Genomic DNA, 23,252 nt, shown 5'->3' on the forward strand with positions numbered 1-23,252 from the left:
GGGGAAAAAGAGGCGGATAAATGAAACTTGGATATGCGTGCATTAACACCGTTCTGCCTTCAAAATTCAAAACATGCCGGCTAAAGACAGTAGAGATAGAAGGCATGAAAAAAGTGAAGGCGCTCACGATTCATAATTTGTCGGAAGTACTCAATGTATTGCATTGGAACATTGAAAACGGCATTTTCTTTTTTCGGTTGAGCAGTGAACTCATTCCTTTTGCAAGCCATCCGATTGTCACGTGGGAGTGGGAAAAAGACGAGGATGTTATGGCTCTAACGAATGAAATAAAAAAGCTAAGAGAGCAGTATGATTTAAGACTTTCAATGCATCCTGGACAATATACGGTTTTAAATTCCCCTAAAGAGCAGGTGGTCGTTCATTCTATTTCCGAATTGGTGTACCATCAGAAAGTACTTGATTTAATCGACGGGGAAGACATGATTCTCCATGCAGGCGGGGCTTATGGAGATAAAGCGAAGGCAAAAGTGAGATTTGCAAAAAACTATGCCCAACTCCCTGAAGAAATAAAAGCAGTTTTGCGAATTGAGAATGATGATAAGACATATACGGCAATGGATGTCCTTGAGCTGCATGAACGAACAGGAGCACCAGTTTGTTTTGACATCCATCATCATCGCTGCAATCATGAAGAAGAAGCAGATACGGAAGCTATTTTAACGAGGGTATTCCAATCGTGGCCTGCTGGCAAAATACCTAAAATGCATATTAGCTCCGGGAGAAACACTGCTGTCGATCAAGCACACCATGATTATATTCTTAAAGAAGATTTTGAAGACTTCTTGCAGAAGCTCTGCGGAAGAGATGTCGATATTATGTGTGAAGCGAAAATGAAGGAACAGGCAGTGCTGCGGTTGCAACAGCTATATCCAGAGATGGGCCTGTAAGTAGAAAAAAACGACCCGGCAGTCCTTGAATGGACTGCCGGGTTGTTTTTTTAGTTTATTACTTTAGTTTGAACGAGCTTTTTAAAGAAACGATCCGGTTGAATACGATTTTTTCTTTTGTTGTATGTTTTGGATCGACATTGAAATAACCATGCCGGAAGAACTGGAATTTATCATGCGGTTTTACATCTTCCATATTTGGCTCGATAAAACCTTGCACAACTTCTAAGGAGTTTTTGTTCACATAATCAAGGAATGTCTTTTCCTCTGCTTCATCCGCTTCTTCCTCCGCGTCGGAAATGAGCGGTTCATACAGCCTGAACTCCGCCGGCAAAGCGTGCTTGGCATCAACCCAGTGAATCGTTCCTTTTACTTTGCGGCCTGTAAAGCCGGAGCCGCTTTTGGTTTCGGGATCGTACGTGCAGCGAAGCTCAATTACTTCTCCATTCTCATCCTTAATGACCTCTTCACATTTAATGAAATAGGCATGTTTCAGACGAACTTCATTGCCCGGGAACAAGCGGAAGTATTTCTTCGGAGGATTCTCCATAAAGTCTTCCTGTTCAACATATATCTCTCTAGAAAATGGAATTTTCCGCACGCCCATCTCCGGATTTTCTGGATTAATTTCAGCATCCAGCCACTCAACTTGATCTTCCGGATAGTTGGTGATGACTACTTTCAGCGGCTTTAATATCCCCATCGTACGCGGCACCGTCAACTTTAAGTCTTCTCTGACAAAATGTTCAAGCATCGCCTCATCCACCACGCCAGAACCTTTGGATACGCCGGTTTCTTTGACGAATTCGCGAATGGCTGTCGGAGTGTACCCTTTTCGACGCAAGCCTGAAATAGTCGGAAGGCGAGGGTCGTCCCAACCGTCGACAATTCCTTCATCAACAAGCTGTTTTAATTTCCGTTTACTCATAACAGTGTTGGAAAGATTTAAACGACCGAATTCAATTTGCTGTGGTTGGTGCGACATTTCGCATTCTTCCACAACCCAGTTGTAGAGCGGGCGCTGGTCCTCAAATTCTGATGTGCAAAGAGAGTGAGTGACCCCTTCAATGGCATCTTCAAGCGGATGAGCAAAGGCATACATTGGATAGATGCACCATTTGTCACCCGTATTATGATGGGACGCGTGAGATACACGGTATAAGACGGGATCACGCAAGTTAATGTTTGGTGAAGACATATCAATTTTCGCGCGTAGCACTTTTTCTCCGTTGCCGAATTCTCCCTTGCGCATGCGTTCGAATAAATCTAAATTTTCTTCAATGGTGCGGTTGCGATACGGGCTCTCTTTTCCCGGTTCAGTAAGGGTGCCACGGTATTCACGGATTTGATCAGCTGTTAAATCATCTACGTACGCTTTGCCTTTTTTAATCAGCAGGATAGCCCGATCATACATTTCTTCAAAATAGTCGGAGGCGAAGCGAAGTTCTTCCCATTCATATCCGAGCCACTTAACATCCTCTTTGATGGCATCTACATATTCCTGATCTTCTTTCAAGGGATTTGTATCATCAAAGCGCAAGTTTGTTTTTCCGTTAAAATCATCTGCGAGTCCAAAGTTAATAACGATGGATTTGGCATGACCGATATGAAGGTAACCATTTGGCTCAGGTGGAAAACGGGTAACGACGTGGTCACGTTTTCCTGATTCCAAGTCTTCTTTTATAATCGTTTTGATAAAGTTTGATGAATTGTGTTCCAAATTGCTACCAGCCTTTCTGTTTTTCCTATAGTTATTTCTCATTATAGTGAAATCAACCGCATAAATCCATAATGAAAAGCGGAGGGAGACCCAGATAACATGTTATAATTGGGAAAAAGAACGAAGGAAGTGTAAGGATGCTCCAACAAGCGCGGCAATTATTACAATCATATTTTGGCTACTCGGCTTTTCGCAGCGGACAGGAGCAGGCAATTAGCCAGGTGCTTGAGGGAAAGAATACAATCTGTGTCATGCCGACCGGCGGCGGAAAATCAATTTGCTATCAAATTCCGGCTCTTGTTCTTCCGGGAATGACCGTTGTTGTTTCGCCATTGATTTCTTTAATGAAAGACCAGGTAGATACATTGCTTGAAGCAGGAGTTTCTGCTGCCTATATTAACAGCTCACTTAGTGCAGCTGAAGTGCGGGATACAATGGCAGCAGCAAGACAGGGAGAGTACAAGCTTCTTTACATTGCGCCTGAACGGCTGGAGTCTTACTCATTTATAGAAGATTTAAAAGAGATCCCTATCCCGCTTGTAGCGGTGGATGAGGCTCACTGTATCTCGCAGTGGGGACATGACTTCCGGCCAAGCTACCGGCAGATTCAGCGCCTTGCAGAAATGCTTCCGCAACATCCAGTCGTGCTGGCATTAACAGCTACAGCTACCCCGAGAGTGCGGGAAGATATTTGCCGGCTCTTGAATATTGATGAGACTCATACTGTAATTACAGGGTTCGAAAGAGAGAATTTATCCTTTTCTGTTATTCAGGGGCAGGATCGATTTGCCTTTATAAAAGATTATCTTACGAAAAATGAAAAAGAATCTGGGATTATTTATGCAGCTACGAGAAAAGCGGTTGATCAGCTTTACGAGAAACTCAGCAAAAGCAGCATTTCAGTAGCCCGCTATCATGCGGGAATGAGCGACGAGGAAAGAATAAGCGAGCAAGATCGGTTTTTAACCGATCAAGCGGCAGTGATGATAGCAACCAACGCTTTTGGGATGGGGATTGATAAATCCAACATTCGCTATGTCATCCATTATCAGCTTCCAAAGAACATGGAAAGCTATTATCAGGAAGCAGGGCGTGCTGGGAGGGACGGCCTTGATAGTGAATGCTTTCTCCTATATTCACCGCAAGATGTGCAAACACAGCGCTTTTTAATTGACCAGTCTCTTGAAAGAGAACGCATTCCCAGGGAGCTGGAAAAACTGCAGCTAATGATTGATTACTGTCACACAGAGAGCTGCTTGCAGAGTTATATTGTTAAATACTTTGGCGATGAGGCGTCAGAGCCATGCGGCCGCTGCGGCAACTGTACCGATTCACGCGTGGCAGTTGATGTAACGAAGGAAGTACAAATGGTGCTTTCATGCGTGATTCGGATGGGCCAGCGTTACGGCAAATCCATTACTGCCCAAGTCTTGACAGGATCTAAAAATAAAAGATTATGGAGTTCGGCTTTCATACTCTCTCAACATATGGAATTATGAAAGATAAAAGTGCCAAAGATGTTACCAATTTTATTGAGTTCTTGATTTCACAAGAGCTGCTCGGTGTAGAACATGGCACATACCCCACCATTTTTGTTACGGAAAAAGGCAAAGAAGTCCTGCTAGGCGATCGCCAAGTTGAAAGGAAGGAAGCCGTGCAAACAAAGCAAATTGCCGCAGATGATCCGCTGTTTGAAGAGCTGCGCAGCTTAAGAAAAAGTCTTGCCGATGAAGCCGGCGTCCCACCGTTTGTTATTTTTTCAGACCGGTCGCTCAAGGACATGTGTCTAAAGCTGCCGCAGACGGAGGAGGAATTCCTCACGGTCAGCGGTGTAGGGGGCAATAAGCTTGAGAAATACGGCCAGTTGTTCTTAGTGGCTATCTCCGACTTTTGTGAGAAACATCCCGAACGGAAAAAAGATAGTGCGTCCGAATTAGCCCCGGCATCTCCAAAGAAAAAAGTAACCGGCCAATCTCATCTGGATACGTATGAATGGCATCGTCAGCAACTAACCGTTGAGGAGATTGCCGAGAAGAGACAGCTCGCTATCAGCACAATCGAAAATCATTTACTACAGTGTGCGGAGGAAGGAATGAAAGTCGAGCTATCGCTGATCGTGCCTGAAGAACACTGGCCGCTTTTGCAAAAAGCTGTACAGGAGGCGGGGCGAGAGCGCTTAAAACCAATTAAGGAACTTGTACCGGAAAAGATAACATACGGTATGATTAAAGCATTTTTAACTGTTGGAATGCCGGAAAAGACAGGAGCAACGGAAGAATAAATAAAGGAAATGAAACTGATATGGACGGGTAGTGTATATACTTGTTCCTATCGGTTTTTTTGTTTATGCGAAGACATCCATTATGCTAGAAAAGTAAGATTAATTTTACAAAAAAATATAGGAACAGGAATAATTATGATCAATCGGGGAAATGTGTAATTGTAACCGGTAATCCAACCGAGAAAGGAGGCGGGAAAATGACTAAGCATTTAACTGCGCTGCTTATGAAGTTTGTTGCTTTAACAGCTATCCTATACATTGCTCTGGGAGTTATCATGGATACTCCGATAACAGATATACTTATTATGGGATTAGTATTAACGGTCGTCTCGTATATCCTTGGGGATCTAATGATCTTACCGGCGGCGGGAAACTCAATAGCTGTTTTTAGCGATATTGTCCTTGCCGCTGTACTTTTATGGATAATGGGCAATGCAATGGATAACAGTGCTGGTGCATTTGTGAATGCTCTTGCCGTTGCATTCTTTTTAGGAATCGGTGAGTGGTTCTTCCATAATTACATGCAGGAGAAAGTATTAGAAACGCGACTGAAAGATCCGGAGCATACGTGAGAAGTGGGGCAGTCTGTCTAGATTCTAAGCAGGCTGCCTTTTTATTGATAAAGCAGTTGACATAAGTTGAAAAAGATGTTATCATTTGTGATTCAGTGATAAAGTAACTTATGACGTTTTATATAAATAATATTGGCGTTCTGCTATGTTTTAGAAGTAACACTTATTCAAACTGGCGCGGCCTCGGAGCCGCAAGGACTTAAGAGAAGGCAGGGCTTAGGTCGTTTAGGTTTACCATAGACGACGATGTAGAATATAACCGCGGCGGTTCATCTCATGAAAAAGCTTTTTCAGTCGAAGCGTTGTGAGTTACGAATAAATAAAAACCAATCTGACTCTAGTCAGATTGGTTTTTTTATATGGTCATTAAATAGTTTCTGCCTGTTTTTTTCGCTTAGGAACCGGCAGCTTCAACTTTACGTTTTCGTTCATAATATTTAACGCTGTTCCAAGTTGCTTAAGGGATTCCGGTGTTTTTTTTGCTTCATCTACTGTGAATAATACCGCTTCCTTTTTTTCTTCGATATCTTGTTTGATATGTTCTTGTGTGGCTTTCAGCTTTTCTGTTTCTGACTGAATGGTCTCTTGTTTTACTTTTAGCCGCTCCGATACCGCCTCCAAATGATCGATCTTCGGTTTCATTGATTTATAAGTGCTGAATCCGGAAATACCTAGGTAAATCAATGCTCCGATAACGATAGCCAGGCTAATCCACCCGATAATCGCCATATATGTCCCTCCTTATGAACTCATTATGTATTATAGACTCTACCCTTTATTGTAAACGATCTAACGAAAAAATATCGGGAAAACGTTTGAATTATTTATTTTATGGCCGTGTTCGTTTATTTTTAAATAAAAAGCAGAACCTATTTAAAAGAGAAAACAAGAAAGAACGGAGGAAAGGTTAGGTTTAATATGCTCGGAGTATTTATAGGCGACAGTCTAAAGAGTTGTTTTTTTGCTATAAAGTGAGGGAAAAGCTGAATAAATAAACAGAAAAGGGAGAGTTAGCATGGAGCAAAGAGCAGAGTTTACGCCGTTCGATAAATCGTTCTTTCAGCAGCCGACATTGCAACTAGCCAAGGCGCTTTTGGGCTGTTTGTTAGTAAAAGAGACGCAGGAAGGAACAGCAGCTGGGTTCATTGTAGAAACAGAGGCCTATAAAGGACCGATGGACCGGGCGGCACACAGCTTCAATAACCGGCGGACGAAACGAACAGAAATTATGTTTCATGAGGCTGGACATGTCTATACGTACGTAATGCACACTCATTGTCTTGTGAATGTTGTATCTGCAGAAAAAGACATACCAGAAGCGGTACTAATCCGAGCAGTGGAACCTTACGAGGGGATTGATTTAATGATCGAGAGAAGGGGAGGAACCTCTCTGAAAAACCTGACAAGCGGGCCGGGAAAATTAACCAAAGCATTAAACATTACAATGGAAGATTACGGCCGCCGTTTTGACGAACCACCTCTCTACATTGGAAAAGGGTTTACACCTAAAGAAATTTCAACGGGACCGCGCATTGGTATTGATAATTCGGGAGAGGCGAAAGAATACCCGTGGCGATTCTGGGTGACAGGCAATGCATTTGTATCAAGGTAGAAGGCAGAGTCCTTCTATCTTAATACGCCTGCGAAAATAGATTCTCTGACTGGACAAAAGTCTAAAAGCACGCTGGTAAAAGGTCTTCATCATTTCAGAATTAAGCCTCCGTTTGCCGCTGTTAATCTTGCGGTATAGAGTCATTCATTGCCGTGCAGGAAAAAGTATTCAACGCATATTTTAATAACCGACCCATTGATTCTCGAAATGAGCATAATTGCTGTTAAAGTAAGCAGAGCGCTTGAGCTGCTCATAGGAGGGAGTTCTTTTTCTTGCCCGTATTTTAGTAGCTCTTCCCCTAAGAAAAAGGAAAATCCGCCGGAAAGCCGGCGGATTTATCCAGGGAATTTTTCTTCGCTTGATGAATTATCTTTTGTATCGTGTTTATTCTTTTCTTCTTCTTGTTCCATTCTTAAATCTTCTAAAGGAATAGAATCTACAGTTTGTTCATTTTTAAATTTATCATATATGCTTTCCTTGTCGGTTTTCATTTGATCGGGATTATCCATCTTGCTTTTGCTAAATTCTTTTTTGTTTTTTTCAGCCATCAGGCCACCTCCAGTGTAATTTAATACATTATTACCCGTTGTTAAAGAGGGATTAAACATTTAAATAATTTGTTTAGGTTTTAGTGAACGGGGAAAACAGGAGGTGAACAAGGAAAAAAACAAAGGAGTGAATGTTATATGTTAAACCATAATAATGAAAAGCGAATTGTTGGTGTTTATGATGATCACACTGAAGCTATTGAAGCTATTGAAGATTTGAAACGCCAAGGCTATAATTCAGAAGAAATTTCCGTCATCAGTAAAGAGCGCGATGATGTCGAATATGTGGAAGAAACCACGGATACGAAAGCAGAAGAGGGAGCAGCTACAGGAGCAGCTACAGGAGGCATTCTTGGTGGATTGGCCGGCGTAGCAGCCGGAGCTGGAGCGCTGGCTATACCTGGTATTGGTCCAATCGTGGCAGCTGGTCCGATTGTAGCTGGTTTGACTGGTGCAGCGGCCGGAGCCGGAGCTGGCGGTTTAACGGGCGCATTGATCGGCCTCGGCATTCCTGAAGAGGATGCCGATCGCTACAATGAATATGTCAAACAAGGAAAAATGCTCGTACTGGTAGATCGTGATGCTGGCATAGCTAACACAGGCACCCATGATCTTGGAACAGCCACAGACAGAACGGTTATCAGAGGAGATCATGATCTTCACGACATGAATTCAGATAGTCGTTTGGATAACAGAGGGCTATAATTAATTAACAAAAGGACAGGCCGATTAATCGGCCTGTCCTTTTGTTAATTGTTTGATTGGTTTGCCATCTACAAAAGAAGGGATTGGAAGCCCCATTAGTTGATAAACCGTGGGAGCAATATCAATGGTAGATATGTGCTTTTTTATTTTGTCATGAGAGATGTCCTTGCCATAGGCATAGAAGACAGGGGCAAGCTCTGGTCTTTTTGGATCTCCCCCGTGGCTGCCAAGTTCCTCAGTCGGCTCCATGGCTTTTTTAGCGTCTTTGCCCATCAAATAACCTGAAGCAGCGGTTAACATCACATCTCCGGCATTTGGATGATCAGAGCTATCCCCTCTTTTCGATCTAATTTATCGATTTTTTCATAGGGATTTTCTTTTTTATCCCGCAGAATGTCAAAGAAGCTAACAGCCGTATCCTTTGTTTCTGCCCACTCATGATCACTGTCACGCCACTCTTTAAAATGAAGCTTGAGTAATTCTTTTCGTGAGGCGAGTTTCCTTTTGTCCTTAATGGTTTTAAAGGCTTGAACAATTTCATCCTGAACTTGTTTATATTCGCTTGGATCGACAATTCCGCCTTTTTCTCTTCCCTTTAAATTAATATACACATGAGCGATCGTTCCGCTGGCGACAGCGTAGGCTTTTGATCTCGTAAGATCGATTCTTCCTTTTTCATCAAATTGTAAAAGCCCGGCTTGTTTCAACTCATAATTAGGTGATAACCGTGAATGGATAGGCTCCATCCCGTGATCCGAGACGATAAATAAACGATCCTGATTCGTCATGGAATCCATCGTTTTTCCAATAACCCGGTCTGCCTGTTTATATGTTCGCTGTATATAAGATTCGTATTTCTTTACTCTTCTTTTGTTATAGCCAGGCTGCTGGGGGTCAGTTAATAAGAATGCATGTTCTTCCAAGTCGATATGAGGTTCGTAAAACATTAATAAATCAGGCTTGTATTCTTTTTTGATAAATAAAGAGGTTTCCAGCATCCAATTCGAAAAGTTTTCATTGATTTCTTCATATTCATTTCGAGAAATCCATCCTTTTTTATAGGAAGGGAGGTCGTCTTGATCAGGGAAGAAACCGAATCGCTTTATAATTTCCTCTTTAAATCCGTCAGGCCCTTTAATTAACCCGGTAGTCACTGCTGTCCGATAAAGCTTGACGGAGTCCAATGTGGTTCCGCTGTTTTTTATCTTGAATAAGAAGCCAGCTGTATCTGTCTCTTTAATTTGCAGAGGCATCCGTCCCCATTTATTCGGAGCAGCAGAAATAGCATTTCTATCAAAAGAAAGACTGTCAGATAAATAGAAGCGATCGTAATCTTTTTTGTTATTATCTGAAGAATCGATGGCTAAAATATGTAAAAGGACGTCTTTCTTCCCCTTTAACTTAATATTGATGCGCGCTTCTTGAGGAGCGGAGAAGCTTTTAGGCCTATTTTTTGAATGTTTCCAGGGGTTAAAGTGAAGAGTAACATAATCACTTTCAGCAAGCACATTGCCGTAATAGATAGAATAGTCGGCTTCATTTTTTTGTGCTGGATTAGAACCAGGAAAACCGACAGCCGCGGTAACTTTTCCGTGCTTTCTTGCTTCTTCCCATAGAGGAGGTACCTTAATGGTGGCGCTGAAAGCGTCCTGTTCATTAGTCAGCTTATGGCCGGGATAATGAAATGAATTGCTGACGAAGCCTGTTTTTTCTGGCTTGGCACCGGTAGCAATAGAGGCATGGGAAGCAGCTGTCAAAGACGGAAAAATAGTTGTAACGTCCTCAGCGTAGGAGCCTTCTTTTCTAAGTTTTTTTAAATGAGGCATGCTGCCGTCTTCTATATATTTCTCTGCAAAATCTTGTCGCATCCCATCAAAGGAGACAATCATCATCGTTCCTTTTTCAGCGGCTGCGACAGTCAAAGGAGAGAGAATAGAAGCAAGAAGGAGGGAGGCTGCAGTCATTTTTCTAAGAAAGCGGCCGTAGTTGATTGTAAATATTCGTTTGTTATTCATTGGTTCTCTCCTTTAGCTGATAATCTAAAAAAACTGCCTAAACATTCATTCCACTTTTTTTTAGGTTTAAAACATTTTGAACGGGGATTGCACAAACGAGAAAAGTTTTTCATAATGAAAGAACAATAACACCGGCAGGACGGTAAAGAAGAGGGAGTTTATATGACAACAACATTTTCTGTTTTAAATACAATGAAGCCATTTTTACAAGAAGCTTGGGAGAAAGCGGGTTTTCAGTCGCCCACGCCAATTCAAGAAAAAGCAGTGCCTGCCCTTCTTGAAGGACGAGATCTAATCGCTGAATCGCCGACAGGAACAGGAAAGACGTTAGCTTACTTGCTGCCCTTACTTGAACAAGTAGACCCCGGTAAAAAAGCTGTACAAGCTGTTGTTCTTGCTTCCTCTAGAGAGCTTGTTATGCAAATTTCTGATGAAATCCGCCAGTGGGGAGGAGGCATAACAAGCGCTGCTTTTATTGGAGGAGCGAACATAAAACGCCAGCTAGAAAAACTAAAAAAACAGCCGCAAGTTGTTGCCGGCACGCCGGGGCGGATTCATGAGCTGATCCAAATGAAAAAATTAAAAATGCATGAAGTGAGGCTGCTCGTTCTTGATGAAGGGGATCAGTTGCTTGTCCCAGAACATATGAAAGGTTTGGAAGCGATTATTAAGTCAACAATGAAGGAACGGCAGCTTGCTTTGTTTTCAGCTACTATGCCCGAAAAAACAGCTGCAATTGCAAGAGGATGGATGAAAGAACCACTCATGTTAACAGTTGGAAAGGAAGAGTTGCCGGAATCTCAGGTAGACCATTTTTATTTTGTGTGCGATCGGCGGGAGAAGAATGTGATGGTCGAGCGGATTATTCGCGGTTTTGAGCCGGAACGGGTGCTTGCTTTTATAAAGGATATCGGTGAGGTGAATGTGTTTTCGGAAAAGCTAGCTTATAAAGGGTTCGCTAATGGCATTCTTCATAGCGAATTAGGCAAGCAAGAACGAGCTAGCGCGCTAAAAAGATTTCGCGAAGGAAAACTGACTCTGCTGTTTGCAACGGATGTAGCCGCTCGGGGCTTAGATATTAAAGGATTAAGCCACGTATTGCAATTTGATTTGCCAAAGGACACTATTCAATACACACATAGAGCGGGTCGCACTGGACGTTCAGGACAAGCGGGTACCGTTATCACGCTTGTGACTGAAAGGGAAGAGCGCGACTTGAAAAGGATGGCTAAAGCATTAGGCATTCGGCTTGTGAAGAAAGAGTTTTTTAAAGGGAAGCCTGTTGATGCGGAAGAAAAGCAGGTGAATAAAAGCAGAAGGGATGGCAGATAGAAGCCAGCTCTAAGCTGTTATCCAACGCTCGCTTTCATTGCTGTCCATTTGGTGGACAGCTTTCTGTTAAGATTTACACATTGAAAGACAAGCGTTTTCAATCAGCTTGAGGTTTAGGTTAACTAGTTTTTGTTGGCCTTTAGAGCTTTTTAAATATTAATAACGTCTGATCGTCGGTGATAGGACGCTCTCCTTTGTTTAACGCTTGGAAGAGCTTTAGCGAAAGCTCTTGCGCTGGAAGGGAACGATCCATATGCAACAACAGTCGCTGCAATTCGTTGCTATCATCGGGAGAAGTGGAAGAACGATTCTCCGTTAAACCGTCTGTATAAAGGAGAAGGAGATCCCCTGACTTCATCTGAATGTGTTTCGTTTCATAAGGAGCATTTTCCATTACACCGAGAATCGGGTTATTAGTCGTCAATTCGAGAAATTCTTTCGTATCTTCTCTGAATAATAGGGCAGGTTCATGCCCGGCATTGCTATATGAAAGAATAGATGTACAAATATCGTAATTACCAAAAAACATGGTGACAAATGAAGAATCACTCATGTATTTAACGGCAAAACGGTTTAAGCTCTTCATCACATGATGTGGTTCTTCTCTTAGATGGTTAAACTGTTCCATGGAATAAGTCATCATTGCCATTTCAATAGCGGCAGGCACGCCTTTTCCACATATGTCTGCTACTCCGAATACAAGGTGACTTTCCTGAAATACCGCTTTATAGAAATCCCCGCTTAATTTCCGGTAAGGAACACTGATCCCGCCAAGATCTACTCCGGCAGGAATGTGATTGAATTTTGGCAGGAGGGACTGCTGCACTGCGGCAGCCAATTCCAGTTCAACATCCACAGCCTGCTTTTCCAATTCCAGCTTTTGAAGCTTTCGGGCTTCAGTTAAGTCTGTAAATGTAGTAACAGTCCCGATAATTTCATCCTCATCAAGCAGGGCACGGGTGTCTAAATAAACTGGAAAACCGGTTCCGTCCTTGCGCCAAAAAAAAGATTCCTGTCTGCGACTTTGGCCATCTAAACGGGTCTGCCGTATAGGACATTCTCTCGGGGAGTAAGGAAATCCGTTTTCTTTTTATAATGAATGAGATAATGAAGCTTTCTGCCCATCACTTCTTGCTCCGTATATTTAAGCATGTGAAGGGCAGATTTGTTAATGAAAATGGTTTGCCCTTCGCTATCAAGTCCGTAGATTCCCTCCCCCACACTATCGAGTAGAAGTTGGTTTCTCTTGCTGAATTCTTCCACCTGCCTAAATGGGTGCTCAATGTTAATTTTAAAGATAATATTAACGAGAAAAAGATACCCTAACACTTTGAATAGATGTCCAACAAAGCTAAGGTAGTCACCCGGAGAGTGATAGAACGTCATTAGCCACGAAGAAAAAATAAGGGAGTAAGAAGAAAGAATAATTAGCAGGACTTCGATCTTTCTTTCCTTCTTATAAGTGGTGATGGACTTCATTAGAATCAACAAGTGAATGATGATAAACAAATATTCTGTTGCCTTTTTAAACAATGTCGGCCGGCTGTATTGCAAAAGGTCTGGCCAGCTATCGGAATATAAGGTAACAATGATAGAAGTCAATATCGCTAGCAGAAGAGAACAGCTATAAGTTAACCAGCGCATGGAGCGCGATGCGGTTCCTTTGCTAGAAGAGAATGTAATAAAGGTAAGGGCGGCCGACTCAACAAGCCGGCCCATTGCCCAAAACCATAGCGTCAAAGAGACGGAATGGTCTTTTATAAAAGAGGCTGTCCCGTCAAATGTTAAGATGTGCATCAAGTCAAAGAAAGCAACAGTCACAAAGGCACTCGAAAATAGCAGGCGGTTCATTGATAAAGTATGAGTGAATGCTACCCATCCATTGCTTACGATGATGGCTGAGACAGAAATGCTCATAAACTCCAATACTAAATGAATCAATTTAAAATTACTTCTTAAGGGTTCGTACATGGAAGAAAAGAAGCTAGCAAAACTAATCAATGAAAGGAATACAGCAAAGGAAAACACGATATAAAGAAACGCTTTCTTTTCTGTCTGCTGCATACGTTTGGGCATGAACGAACCCCCTTTGTCTATTGATTCATCAAACGAGCGGATGGATGTCTAAACGCTTGCTCCCATCCTGTGAAAAGACTTGTCCGTGAGTGAACAGAACAGGATGTTGAAAGAGGGGGCCGTCACCAACAAATGTATGGTACTCTCCATTTTCGCCAAGTGGGCAAACGGCCTGCCTTTGAATTTCTTCTAAAAAGGTATGATCGAGTTTTTTACCCAGCCAAGATTCATCAAGGGCATCCTCACGTATGCGGATGACCGTTGCCTTGTAACCTGATTGAACAAAGGAGGCTAGAAGGTTGAGGCTGTCTTGCGGGCGACACCAAAGAGGAAAGAGCGCTTCTAATCCGGCCGCTGCAGCGACATTCTCTCCCCATTCCCGGTGCCCATCTAAATAAATATCTCCAAATGCTACGCTATCCAGCTTATAACGATCTTTCAACTTGATCAGATCTTCAATAAAAGTTTCTGTATAATCATTGAATGAACAACGAACGAAATGCACAGGAATAGATAAAGAATGACTTTGCCTTTCGATCATTTCTATTTTTTCCCCGTGGGCAAATGTTCGTTCTAATTCTTCAGGAACTGTTGTGAGCAGAGAGAAGACTTCATGTCCGCCAGTCACTAATTTTTCCAAGGACATGCAGCTATCTTTGCCTCCACTCCATGATAAAGCTATTCGTTTCGCCATCTTGGCACGCTCCTATATTACATGGTTTAATCATTCTCTTTTATGGTTTAACCATCCCTATTTTATCGAAAGCTCGTAGCAAATACTGTCGATTTTTGTTGTATTAGCTAAAATGAGTGTTTAGACATGCATATTTTTGTATAAATAATTGTCCTTAAAAAACTTTTGTTGTCCACGTTTCGCAGTTCCATACTTCTGTCGCCACTTGCTGATAAAATTCAGGTTCATGTGAGATAAGCAGGATACTGCCTTTGTATGCTTGCAGAGCCCTCAACAGTTCAGCTTTAGCGTCTACATCAAGATGGTTGGTCGGCTCATCGAGTACGAGCAGATTTGTTTCTTTGTTGACCAATTTACATAACCGCACTTTTGCTTTCTCTCCACCGCTCAAGACACTCACTTTGCTTTCAATGTGCTTGGTTGTAAGGCCGCATTTGGCTAAGGAAGCACGAACCTCATATTGGGTTAAAGACGGAAACTCACTCCATATCTCTTCAATACACGTGCGGTTATTGTCCGATTTAATCTCCTGTTCAAAATAGCCAATTTGCAGGGATTCACCTCGTTCGACTTTTCCTGACAATGGTTGTATTTCACCGAGTATACTGCGGAGCAGAGTTGTTTTTCCAATGCCATTTGCACCAGTTAGGGCAATTTTTTGTCCTCGTTCCATGCGTAAATTTAATGGTTTGGACAACGGTTCGTTATAGCCAATGACCAAGCTATCTGTTTCAAAGATCATTTTCCCGGATGTTCGGCCTTCTTTAAAATGAAACTCGGGTTTGGGGCGCTCTTGAGCAAGTTCAATGACGTCCATTTTATCGAGCTTTTTTTGCCTGGACATCGCCATGTTCCTTGTGGACACCCTTGCTTTATTACGGGCAACAAAGTCTTTAAGGTCAGCAATTTCTTGCTGTTGCTTTTTGTAAGCAGCTTCTAATTGCTGTTTTTTCATTTCATATACCTTTATGAAATCGTCATAAGAGCCAGCATAGCGATTTAACTCCTGATTTTCCATATGATAGATCAGATTAATGACACTATTTAAAAAAGGAATGTCATGGGAGATAAGAATGAATGCATTTTCATATTCTTGTAAATAGCGCTTCAGCCATTCAATATGCTGTTCGTCTAAATAGTTTGTCGGCTCATCGAGAAGAAGAATATCCGGTTTTTCAAGAAGCAATTTAGCAAGCAATATCTTCGTCCGCTGTCCGCCACTTAAGTCATGGACATCACGATCGAGCCCGATTTCATCGAGCCCGAGTCCGCGGGCAATTTCTTCAACTTTAGCATCGATCACGTAAAAGTCATTGTTCGTTAACAAATCCTGGATGGTGCCTGTTTCCTCCAGGAGTTTCTCTAACTCTTCAGGGGAGACTTCTCCCATCTTGGCGAATAAGTCATTCATCTCTGTTTCTAAGTCGAATAAATATTGAAAGGCGGTTTTTAAGACATCACGAATCGTCATTCCCTGTTTTAGCACAGCATGCTGATCCAAATAACCAACCCGAACATTTTTAGCCCAGGATATTTTGCCTTCGTCCGGCTGGAGCTGACCGGTGATAATATTCATGAATGTCGATTTTCCTTCTCCGTTTGCACCGATGAGTCCAATATGCTCGCCTTTAAGAAGACGAAAGGATACATTATCAAAAATAGCCCGGTCTCCAAAGCCGTGGCTTAAGTGTTCAACTGTCAAAATACTCATGTTAAAACCCTCTCATAGTAAAATAAATTGCTTACATTTATTTTACTATGGGGGCTTTAAAATGGAAACTGCCCCTTGCTTTTATTACAATGAGTAAAGGAACTTTGTTTCTTACGCATAGGTTAGTGGAAATAGTAAAAGAATAAAGAAAATGGAAAAAGCTAATCCTCTGCAAACTTTCATCTTTTTGTTATGGATGATTTTTAATTGGGTAAAGGTAGTTATAAACTTGTACGGGAGGTGACAGAGGAAAGTAAAGAAGGGAATGAGACCTGCCCGCTGCCTGTCATTCTTCACTTTCCTTGCCGTCTTTGATTATTGTGAATTTCTTGCTTATTGCAGTACTAATTGGATTTTCCGGTTTTTTCGTGTCTTCTGAATTTGCTATTGTGAAGGTCAGAATGTCCCGAATCAATCAGCTGATTGCTGAAGGAAATAAAAAGGCAGCTGTTGCTAAAAAGGTTGTTACGAACATGGATGAATACTTATCAGCTTGTCAGCTTGGTATCACAATCACTTCACTTGGATTAGGGTGGCTTGGTGAGCCGACTGTCGAACGTCTGCTGCATCCGCTGTTTGAAAAAATTGACTTAGCTCCATCTGTAGCCGGAGTGCTATCGTTTGTTATTGCGTTTGCTTTTATTACTTTCCTCCATGTTGTTATAGGGGAATTAGCGCCAAAGACTTTAGCCATTCAAAAAGCAGAGTGGTTAACTTTAGCTTTTTCACCTGCACTCGTATTGTTTTATCGAGTAATGTATCCATTTATTTGGATATTGAACACTTCCGCTCGCTCTTTCACCGGCCTGTTTGGCTTGGAGCCAGCGTCTGAACATGAAGTGGCCCATTCAGAGGAAGAGCTGCGCATTATTTTGTCGGAAAGCTATAAGAGTGGTGAAATTAATCAATCCGAATATAAATACGTCGATAATATTTTCGAATTTGATGAAAGAATCGCTAAAGAGATCATGGTGCCGCGCACGGAAATGGTAACATTAAATAAAGATTCAACGTGGGCTGAAATTACAGCCATATTAAAAAGTGAAAAATATACCCGCTATCCAGTAGATGATGGGGATAAAGACAACATTATTGGCATGGTGAATATTAAAGAGATTTTTTCTTATTTCTTAAACAAAGATAATTACGATGAACAGCCACTGGAGTGGTTTGTCAAGCCAGTCATTAGCGTAATTGAAACTATACCTATTCATGATTTATTGCTAAAGATGCAAAAAGAGAGGATCCATATGGCTGTTTTATTGGACGAGTATGGCGGTACGTCAGGCCTTGTAACAGTAGAAGATATTTTAGAAGAGATCGTTGGTGAAATTCGTGATGAGTTTGATTCCGACGAAAAACCAGAAATACAGAAGATTGCAAATGGCCAATTTATGTTAAGTGCGAGGGTGTTGATCACAGAAGTGAACGACCTTTTAGGCATTCATTTGTCAGAAGATGATGTCGATACCTTGGGCGGCTGGTTTTTGACACAGAAAATTGATGTAGCTCTTGGAGATACATTAGAGCAGGAAGGATATCAGTTTATTATCCGTGATGTGGACGGTCATCATATTCATATGATTGAAGCCAGAAAAGTAAAGAAAGAAAAACAAACGCAGCCATAAAAAACCGGCCTCCTTTTGTTAAGGGGGCCGGTTTTACAGTTGTTTAGTTAGCAATCCGTTTTGAACCTAAGTATCTTTTTTGATAATAGGAATTGCTTACTTTATCAATTCGCACGCCTTTGGAAGCAGAGTGGATAAATTCATTATTTCCCAAATAAATCCCAACGTGGGAAGCGCCTTTACTATATGTACTAAAGAAGATTAAATCACCAGGTTTCATTTCACTCTTCTTAACAGCTGTCCCTTTTTGGTACATTTGTGCAGCTGTTCTTGGTAATGAAACACCGACTTTTTTATGTGTATATTGAATAAATCCTGAGCAATCGAAGCCTTTTGGAGTAGTGCCGCCCCATTTATATGGCGTGCCAATATATCTTTTTGCTTCCGCAATGACAGAGTCTGCAGAATAAGCTGCGTCTGCTGAATGTACAGGCATTAACAAACTAACACTTAAAATCAATGAACTTACTATTGCAGTTAACCATTTTTTCATCTGATTCACCCTGTTACCCTTCCGCTTCTAAAATTAGATTTTTTGTTAGATTATGTTTATCTGAGGCTAATATATCAGAAAATTGTTATAAGTGCTGTTACATTTTATCGTATAATATTACAAATACATTACAAAAGACCGAGTGGTTACTCGGTCTTTTGGCTTTTTATGCGGTTTTCTACCTTCCTCAGCAATCATCTGTGTAGCTTGCTGTATCCTCCTGCTCCATCCTCTGATTTAACAGTGTAATAGAGGCAAAAGCAAACTTTTTTATTGCTGACAGTAGAGTGTGAGTCTATTTTTCATGCTTTACTAATGTTACTAAAAGGGCATCTCCATTTTTAGAAACGCGTACAAGTGCGATGTTTTTCTCTTCCCAGTCTCTTCCTGTATTTTCAGGAATAAAGAAATGCTCAATGCCGAGATTGAGGTTTCCATAATGGCTTTTCCCTTGAATCGTGACCATTTCCTCATTAACAATAACCGGCTGATCTGCTCGGGTAAAGCGAACGGGTTCATAGATAGCTACTTCTGTGCCATGATAAGAAATATTTTTCGCTGTTTTTCTTAGTTCAGCATGTAGCTTGCCTTTAGTAAACTTTCCATCTTGTTGTTCTTCTTGATAGGCTCTATGAATAGCATAGTTAAGCTGAACGTAATCTCCTTGCAGTAAAGAGCGAGGGTCAAGTGGTTCCAGCTCGAGAGCAACGAGTTCTCCGTTTTGTAACAATTGCTCTTTTTGCCATGAAGTCAATCCAATGAAAAGTAGCTGCATGATTAAAATGACAATGATGGGCTTCCAGCTCCAGTTCTGAACATCTCTTGCTTTTTCTGTATGCCTTCTGCCCCACCAATGGAAGATAAGGAAGAATAGAGCGCTCACAATGAAAAAGGCAAGTGACTTATGCAGCAGCTTCCAAACGAGCTCATAATATTTCCAAATGAAAAAAGCGGCAACTGCTGCCCAGGTGGCCCACTGATAGAGCCTGGATGTGCTTTTTGGATAAACAAGGTGAAAGTAAAAGTATCCGGCAAATACGAGATGAAGAAAGACCGATAAAATAACTGAATGGCCTTCAACTGCCGTCATTATAAAGAAATAAGAAAGAGATAACAGGTAAGCAAGCAGGCCGAGACGCCGAACGGGCTGTTTTAAAAATAAAAGAGCATTCAATAACCCCAATAAGAGAAAAGTTAGCTTTACTCCCTCTTCGGGAAGGTTAAAGCTGAAAAAGATAGCACTCATCAGAGCACTATTTGCTGCGACATAATAGAGCAACGACTCACGCAATGAAAAAAATAAAACAGTCATCAAAGAGAAAAGGACAGCTAATAGCCAGAAAAACCATGCTTCTCCATGTGTGTACGAAAAGAAAAATAAAAAAGCAATGCCGGTCACTTGCAGGGTAAGACGAACGACCACCCATTCTTTTTTAGAGATGAAAAGGCTGAAAACAACAGCGATGACTCCGATAAAGAGAAAGCTGTATTTCAAACCTATTCCAAAGCCAAATAGTAAAACAACAAAGGAACTAATAGATGAGATCGCAATGATAGTACCTAAAAAAGATAAAATACCGACAAAAAACTTGTAAGTGTAATAGCTCCATTTTTTCTCGGTCTCCTTAGCCATTTTTGAAAGCTTTTGTAGAATATATATGCTAAATCCAAAAACAGCTATTAGCAAAAGGAAGCCCGTATAAAAAATTGTTTCGCCAAACACCATAATGTAAATAAGAAAAGCGTTATAAATAATATAAAAGCCAAAAAAGAGCAGGTGAACAGCCATAATCACTGGGTGGCTTTTGCGCTCACTCATGAACTTGCGCCAAAACCATACCATAAGAACGAGATACACTACATGAAAGCAAAGATAAATAAAAGAAAAAGAAGTGAAATTAGAAAAAATAGCATAGAGAGAATGCTTGATTAGTAAAAAAACAGCACAATATTGCGCTCCTATTAAGGCGAGAAATCCAAGTTTTTCAAGCCGTGCTTTTTGCCATACATAAAACAGAACAAGGTGAAAGACCATCAACAGAAAATATAAGGCAGCCTCCTGCATATCTGAATAATCGATCCATAATCCGACAGGGTATATCTTTAGCCAAATTGTCAGCTCCAGCAGCAGGAAGGACAGCCAGAAAAAAGGCTGGTATTTTGTTGCAATAGCAAACAGGACGACAGGGATCAGCCAAATAAGAAACAACAAATAAGAATCTGCGTGGGAATTATACATCTGCCCGATGAGGGCTATGCTGGTACCAAATGCGATAGATGAGACCAATAGCCACCAATTGCTTAAATAAGCAAAAGTGGTGCTTTTTTTATAAATAAGTGAGGCCGCAAAACTGGCAGCAATCATCAGCATGCTCAGTCCGATTTTTACAGGGCGGTCCAGCAGAGGCCAGTTTGAGGCAAAAAAGTAAATAACTCCAGCGATCAAAAAAATTAGCCCAAGAATATAAGGGATGTCACCGCGCTTATGCAACAGCATAACGATCACTCCTTTCCAAGTAATAGATAAATATGCTGAAATGTAATATTTTTACCAAATATAAAGGAAAAGGAGAAAGAAGTCACGCGTTTTTATCGTCAGTAAAGGCTTAAGGAGAGGAGCACCGCTATTTGCAGAAACAAATGGTATAATAAAAGCAGTGTGAAAATGAAAGGATGTTACTATGAGCAAAACAGTCGTACTAGCTGAGAAGCCGTCTGTTGCCCGCGATATTGCCCGTGTCTTAAAGTGCGGAAAAAAAGGAAACGGCTTTTTGGAAGGAGATCAATACATCGTCACTTGGGCGCTTGGCCACCTGGTCACTCATGCGGACCCTGAGGCATACGGCGATCAATACAAAACATGGAATCTGGCTGACCTGCCATTAATGCCGGATCATCTAAAAACGGTTGTTATTAAGAAGACCGGCAAGCAGTTCCAAGCGGTAAAAACACAGTTGAACCGCAAGGATGTAAAAGGCATTGTGATCGCTACAGATGCAGGGCGAGAAGGGGAGCTTGTTGCTCGCTGGATTATTGATAAAGCCCATGTGAAAAAGCCGATTAAGCGTCTATGGATCTCTTCTGTAACGGATAAAGCAATCCGTGAAGGCTTTAAGAAATTAAAGGATGGCAAGGAGTATGAAAACTTGTATCGGTCTGCTGTAGCACGAGCAGAAGCAGATTGGCTTGTCGGAATTAATGCTACACGGGCATTGACGACAAAGTTTAATGCACAGCTTTCATGCGGACGCGTACAAACACCAACGCTCGCCATGATTGCCAAAAGAGAGGAAGAGATTAAACAATTTAAGCCGAAAAGTTATTATGGAATCACGGCGATTGCTAGCGACATAAAGCTAACATGGAAAGAAGCTAAGTCGAATGATACAAAGACTTTTTCCCAGGACAAGCGTGATGGAATTTTGAAAGCAATTCGTGGAGAAAAAGCGGTAATTACAGACGTGAAAAAAGCAGCAAAAAAGTCTTATGCGCCGGAATTATATGATTTGACGGAGCTGCAGCGTGATGCCCACAAGATTTTTGGCTTTTCAGCAAAAGAAACGTTATCTATCATGCAGAAGCTATATGAGCAGCATAAACTCGTAACGTATCCGCGTACTGACTCTCGCTATTTGTCAAGCGATATGGCTGATACGCTGAAAGAAAGAGTAGAAGCTGTGGAAATCAATCCTTATACAAAGTTTGCGGTCAAAGTAAAGAAATATGGAATTAAACCGAACAAGTCCTTTATTAATGATGCGAAGGTCAGTGATCACCACGCGATTGTTCCAACTGAGCAAACGGCAATTCTTGGTGATTTAAGCGATAAGGAACGGAAAGTTTATGATCTAATTGTTAAACGTTTTTTAGCTGTTTTGCTGCCGCCATTTGAATACGAGCAGACTACAGTAGAAGCGAAAATTGGATCAGAAACGTTTACAGCTAAAGGAAAAGTGATTACTTCTCTTGGCTGGAAAGAGGTATATGGAAAAGAAGAGGATGATGAAGCTTCGCTTCCTTCTGTCAAAAATGGAGCAGAACTTGAGGTAGCAGCGTTAACTGCTACGCAAGGAGAAACGAATCCACCTGCTCGTTTTAATGAGGGTACACTTCTATCCGCAATGGAAAATCCGGCAAAATACATGGAAGAAGAGAGTAAACAGCTGAAACAAACACTCAGTCAAACCGGAGGACTTGGAACAGTAGCGACAAGAGCAGATATTATTGAAAAGCTCTTTAATACGTTTCTGATCGAAAAGAAAGGTAAAGATATCTTTCTTACTTCTAAGGGCAAACAACTGTTGGAGCTCGTACCAAGCGAACTGCAGTCACCGGCTTTGACCGGCGAGTGGGAGCAAAAGCTCGAAGCCATTGCCAAGGGAAAGCTGAAGCCTCAAGTTTTTATGAAAGAAATTTGCCATTATACAAAGGCAGTAACCAATGAAATTAAACATAGCGACAAAAAGTTTAAGCATGACAATGTAACTGGCAGTCAGTGTCCGGATTGCGGCAAATTGTTGCTTGAAGTGAACGGAAAAAAAGGAAAAATGCTTGTCTGTCAGGATCGGGAATGCGGTTACCGTAAGAATGTGGCCAAATTAACGAATGCCCGCTGTCCGAACTGCCATAAAAAACTTGAGCTTCGCGGGGAAGGAAAAGGCCAAATTTTTGTCTGTAAATGCGGTTACAGAGAAAAACTGACGACTTTTCAGGAAAGACGGAAGAAGGAGTCAGGAAGCAAAGCAACGAAGCAAGATGTGAATAAATATTTGAAAAAGCAATCAAAGGATGAACCATTGAACACGGCTTTGGCTGATGCTTTAGCGAAGTTAAAGCTAAAATAAACAATCTGCCTGCAAAGAAGCGCTTCTTTGCAGGCTTTTTTTGTTTTCCTATAACCAAGCGAAAAAACAATCCTTGTGTTTTTTCAGCCAGGCTGTCTATAATAGTTTATTGA

The 23,252-nt window shown here is 41.5% G+C and carries 18 protein-coding genes and 1 pseudogene; 8 read left to right on the forward strand and 11 right to left on the reverse strand.

Going from position 1 to position 23,252, the window contains the following annotated elements; genetic code table 11:
* The first annotated feature begins 20 nt into the window (after window positions 1-20).
* The gene (gene uvsE, locus CJ483_RS16880) at window positions 21-908 is read left to right on the forward strand and encodes a UV DNA damage repair endonuclease UvsE (RefSeq protein WP_120036281.1); all 888 of its coding nucleotides are present in this window, start codon (window positions 21-23) and stop codon (window positions 906-908) included.
* 58 nt (window positions 909-966) lie between these two features.
* Here uvsE and CJ483_RS16885 read toward each other — a convergent pair whose 3' ends face one another.
* The gene (locus tag CJ483_RS16885) at window positions 967-2,628 is read right to left on the reverse strand and encodes a glutamine--tRNA ligase/YqeY domain fusion protein (protein ID WP_120036282.1); all 1,662 of its coding nucleotides are present in this window, start codon (window positions 2,626-2,628) and stop codon (window positions 967-969) included.
* A 137-nt stretch (window positions 2,629-2,765) separates the two neighbouring features.
* Between CJ483_RS16885 and recQ the strand changes: the two are divergent.
* Window positions 2,766-4,909, forward strand: a pseudogene (recQ, locus tag CJ483_RS16890) (DNA helicase RecQ).
* Between the two features lie 197 nt (window positions 4,910-5,106).
* Complete coding sequence (locus CJ483_RS16895) at window positions 5,107-5,481, forward strand: DUF2512 family protein (RefSeq protein ID WP_120036283.1); 375 nt, start codon at window positions 5,107-5,109, stop codon at window positions 5,479-5,481.
* A gap of 366 nt (window positions 5,482-5,847) precedes the next feature.
* Here CJ483_RS16895 and CJ483_RS16900 read toward each other — a convergent pair whose 3' ends face one another.
* Window positions 5,848-6,210, reverse strand: a complete 363-nt coding sequence (locus CJ483_RS16900) for a DUF948 domain-containing protein (RefSeq protein ID WP_120036284.1) — start codon at window positions 6,208-6,210, stop codon at window positions 5,848-5,850.
* A gap of 286 nt (window positions 6,211-6,496) precedes the next feature.
* Between CJ483_RS16900 and CJ483_RS16905 the strand changes: the two genes are divergently transcribed.
* Entirely contained in the window at window positions 6,497-7,093 is a 597-nt protein-coding gene (locus tag CJ483_RS16905; RefSeq protein ID WP_120036285.1) for a DNA-3-methyladenine glycosylase, read from the forward strand.
* A 335-nt stretch (window positions 7,094-7,428) separates the two neighbouring features.
* On the opposite strand, the gene CJ483_RS16910 is transcribed toward CJ483_RS16905, so the two are convergent.
* Window positions 7,429-7,641: a hypothetical protein gene (locus tag CJ483_RS16910; protein WP_120036286.1), complete on the reverse strand. Its 213-nt coding sequence runs from the start codon at window positions 7,639-7,641 to the stop codon at window positions 7,429-7,431.
* A gap of 138 nt (window positions 7,642-7,779) precedes the next feature.
* On the opposite strand from CJ483_RS16910, the gene CJ483_RS16915 reads away from it, so the two are divergent.
* Window positions 7,780-8,346 (forward strand): general stress protein, encoded by a 567-nt coding sequence (locus CJ483_RS16915; protein ID WP_120036287.1) that lies wholly within the window; start codon window positions 7,780-7,782, stop codon window positions 8,344-8,346.
* A 24-nt stretch (window positions 8,347-8,370) separates the two neighbouring features.
* Here CJ483_RS16915 and CJ483_RS16920 read toward each other — a convergent pair whose 3' ends face one another.
* On the reverse strand, window positions 8,371-8,646 hold the full coding sequence (locus CJ483_RS16920; RefSeq protein WP_120036288.1) for a hypothetical protein: 276 nt from the start codon (window positions 8,644-8,646) through the stop codon (window positions 8,371-8,373).
* A complete protein-coding gene (locus CJ483_RS16925) occupies window positions 8,646-10,361 on the reverse strand; it encodes an alkaline phosphatase family protein (RefSeq protein ID WP_120036289.1) in 1,716 nt (571 codons plus the stop codon). The genes CJ483_RS16920 and CJ483_RS16925 overlap by 1 nt, the downstream gene beginning before the upstream one ends.
* A 162-nt stretch (window positions 10,362-10,523) precedes the next feature.
* Here CJ483_RS16925 and CJ483_RS16930 point away from each other — a divergent pair, with 162 nt between their 5' ends.
* Window positions 10,524-11,693: a DEAD/DEAH box helicase gene (locus tag CJ483_RS16930; RefSeq protein ID WP_120036290.1), complete on the forward strand. Its 1,170-nt coding sequence runs from the start codon at window positions 10,524-10,526 to the stop codon at window positions 11,691-11,693.
* Window positions 11,694-11,832: 139 nt separating this feature from the next.
* Here CJ483_RS16930 and CJ483_RS16935 read toward each other — a convergent pair whose 3' ends face one another.
* From CJ483_RS16935 to CJ483_RS16950, 4 genes are all read right to left on the reverse strand, one after another.
* Window positions 11,833-12,549 carry a PP2C family protein-serine/threonine phosphatase gene (locus CJ483_RS16935; RefSeq protein ID WP_182917089.1) on the reverse strand — a complete coding sequence of 239 codons (717 nt, stop codon included), beginning with the start codon at window positions 12,547-12,549 and terminating at the stop codon, window positions 11,833-11,835.
* Window positions 12,550-12,725: 176 nt separating this feature from the next.
* Window positions 12,726-13,769, reverse strand: a complete 1,044-nt coding sequence (locus CJ483_RS16940) for a membrane-associated sensor domain-containing protein (RefSeq protein WP_120036292.1) — start codon at window positions 13,767-13,769, stop codon at window positions 12,726-12,728.
* Window positions 13,770-13,797: 28 nt separating this feature from the next.
* A complete protein-coding gene (locus tag CJ483_RS16945; protein ID WP_120036293.1) occupies window positions 13,798-14,463 on the reverse strand; it encodes a Dph6-related ATP pyrophosphatase in 666 nt (221 codons plus the stop codon).
* 154 nt (window positions 14,464-14,617) lie between these two features.
* Window positions 14,618-16,174: an ABC-F family ATP-binding cassette domain-containing protein gene (locus CJ483_RS16950; RefSeq protein ID WP_120036294.1), complete on the reverse strand. Its 1,557-nt coding sequence runs from the start codon at window positions 16,172-16,174 to the stop codon at window positions 14,618-14,620.
* A 311-nt stretch (window positions 16,175-16,485) separates the two neighbouring features.
* Here CJ483_RS16950 and CJ483_RS16955 point away from each other — a divergent pair, with 311 nt between their 5' ends.
* On the forward strand, window positions 16,486-17,802 hold the full coding sequence (locus tag CJ483_RS16955; RefSeq protein ID WP_120038118.1) for a hemolysin family protein: 1,317 nt from the start codon (window positions 16,486-16,488) through the stop codon (window positions 17,800-17,802).
* A gap of 43 nt (window positions 17,803-17,845) precedes the next feature.
* Here the strand turns inward: CJ483_RS16955 and CJ483_RS16960 are convergent, their stop codons facing one another.
* Both CJ483_RS16960 and CJ483_RS16965 read right to left on the reverse strand, forming a co-directional pair.
* A complete protein-coding gene (locus tag CJ483_RS16960) occupies window positions 17,846-18,295 on the reverse strand; it encodes a C40 family peptidase (protein WP_120036295.1) in 450 nt (149 codons plus the stop codon).
* Between the two features lie 295 nt (window positions 18,296-18,590).
* Window positions 18,591-20,792 (reverse strand): GDYXXLXY domain-containing protein, encoded by a 2,202-nt coding sequence (locus CJ483_RS16965; RefSeq protein WP_120036296.1) that lies wholly within the window; start codon window positions 20,790-20,792, stop codon window positions 18,591-18,593.
* 184 nt (window positions 20,793-20,976) lie between these two features.
* On the opposite strand from CJ483_RS16965, the gene CJ483_RS16970 reads away from it, so the two are divergent.
* Window positions 20,977-23,139 carry a DNA topoisomerase III gene (locus CJ483_RS16970; protein WP_120036297.1) on the forward strand — a complete coding sequence of 721 codons (2,163 nt, stop codon included), beginning with the start codon at window positions 20,977-20,979 and terminating at the stop codon, window positions 23,137-23,139.
* The last annotated feature ends 113 nt before the right edge of the window (window positions 23,140-23,252 follow it).

Source organism: Bacillus sp. PK3_68 (genome assembly GCF_003600835.1).
GTDB lineage: Bacteria > Bacillota > Bacilli > Bacillales > Domibacillaceae > Pseudobacillus.

Bases quoted from the DNA above. Each gene is read 5' to 3' on its own strand.
- uvsE (WP_120036281.1), top strand. From the start codon at position 21: ATGAAACTTGGATATGCGTGCATTAACACCGTTCTGCCTTCAAAATTC.
- CJ483_RS16895 (WP_120036283.1), top strand. From the start codon at position 5,107: ATGACTAAGCATTTAACTGCGCTGCTTATGAAGTTTGTTGCTTTAACA.
- CJ483_RS16900 (WP_120036284.1), bottom strand. From the start codon at position 6,210: ATGGCGATTATCGGGTGGATTAGCCTGGCTATCGTTATCGGAGCATTG.
- CJ483_RS16905 (WP_120036285.1), top strand. From the start codon at position 6,497: ATGGAGCAAAGAGCAGAGTTTACGCCGTTCGATAAATCGTTCTTTCAG.
- CJ483_RS16910 (WP_120036286.1), bottom strand. From the start codon at position 7,641: ATGGCTGAAAAAAACAAAAAAGAATTTAGCAAAAGCAAGATGGATAAT.
- CJ483_RS16915 (WP_120036287.1), top strand. From the start codon at position 7,780: ATGTTAAACCATAATAATGAAAAGCGAATTGTTGGTGTTTATGATGAT.
- CJ483_RS16920 (WP_120036288.1), bottom strand. From the start codon at position 8,646: ATGTTAACCGCTGCTTCAGGTTATTTGATGGGCAAAGACGCTAAAAAA.
- CJ483_RS16925 (WP_120036289.1), bottom strand. From the start codon at position 10,361: ATGAATAACAAACGAATATTTACAATCAACTACGGCCGCTTTCTTAGA.
- CJ483_RS16930 (WP_120036290.1), top strand. From the start codon at position 10,524: ATGACAACAACATTTTCTGTTTTAAATACAATGAAGCCATTTTTACAA.
- CJ483_RS16940 (WP_120036292.1), bottom strand. From the start codon at position 13,769: ATGCCCAAACGTATGCAGCAGACAGAAAAGAAAGCGTTTCTTTATATC.
- CJ483_RS16945 (WP_120036293.1), bottom strand. From the start codon at position 14,463: ATGGCGAAACGAATAGCTTTATCATGGAGTGGAGGCAAAGATAGCTGC.
- CJ483_RS16950 (WP_120036294.1), bottom strand. From the start codon at position 16,174: ATGAGTATTTTGACAGTTGAACACTTAAGCCACGGCTTTGGAGACCGG.
- CJ483_RS16960 (WP_120036295.1), bottom strand. From the start codon at position 18,295: ATGAAAAAATGGTTAACTGCAATAGTAAGTTCATTGATTTTAAGTGTT.
- CJ483_RS16965 (WP_120036296.1), bottom strand. From the start codon at position 20,792: ATGCTGTTGCATAAGCGCGGTGACATCCCTTATATTCTTGGGCTAATT.
- CJ483_RS16970 (WP_120036297.1), top strand. From the start codon at position 20,977: ATGAGCAAAACAGTCGTACTAGCTGAGAAGCCGTCTGTTGCCCGCGAT.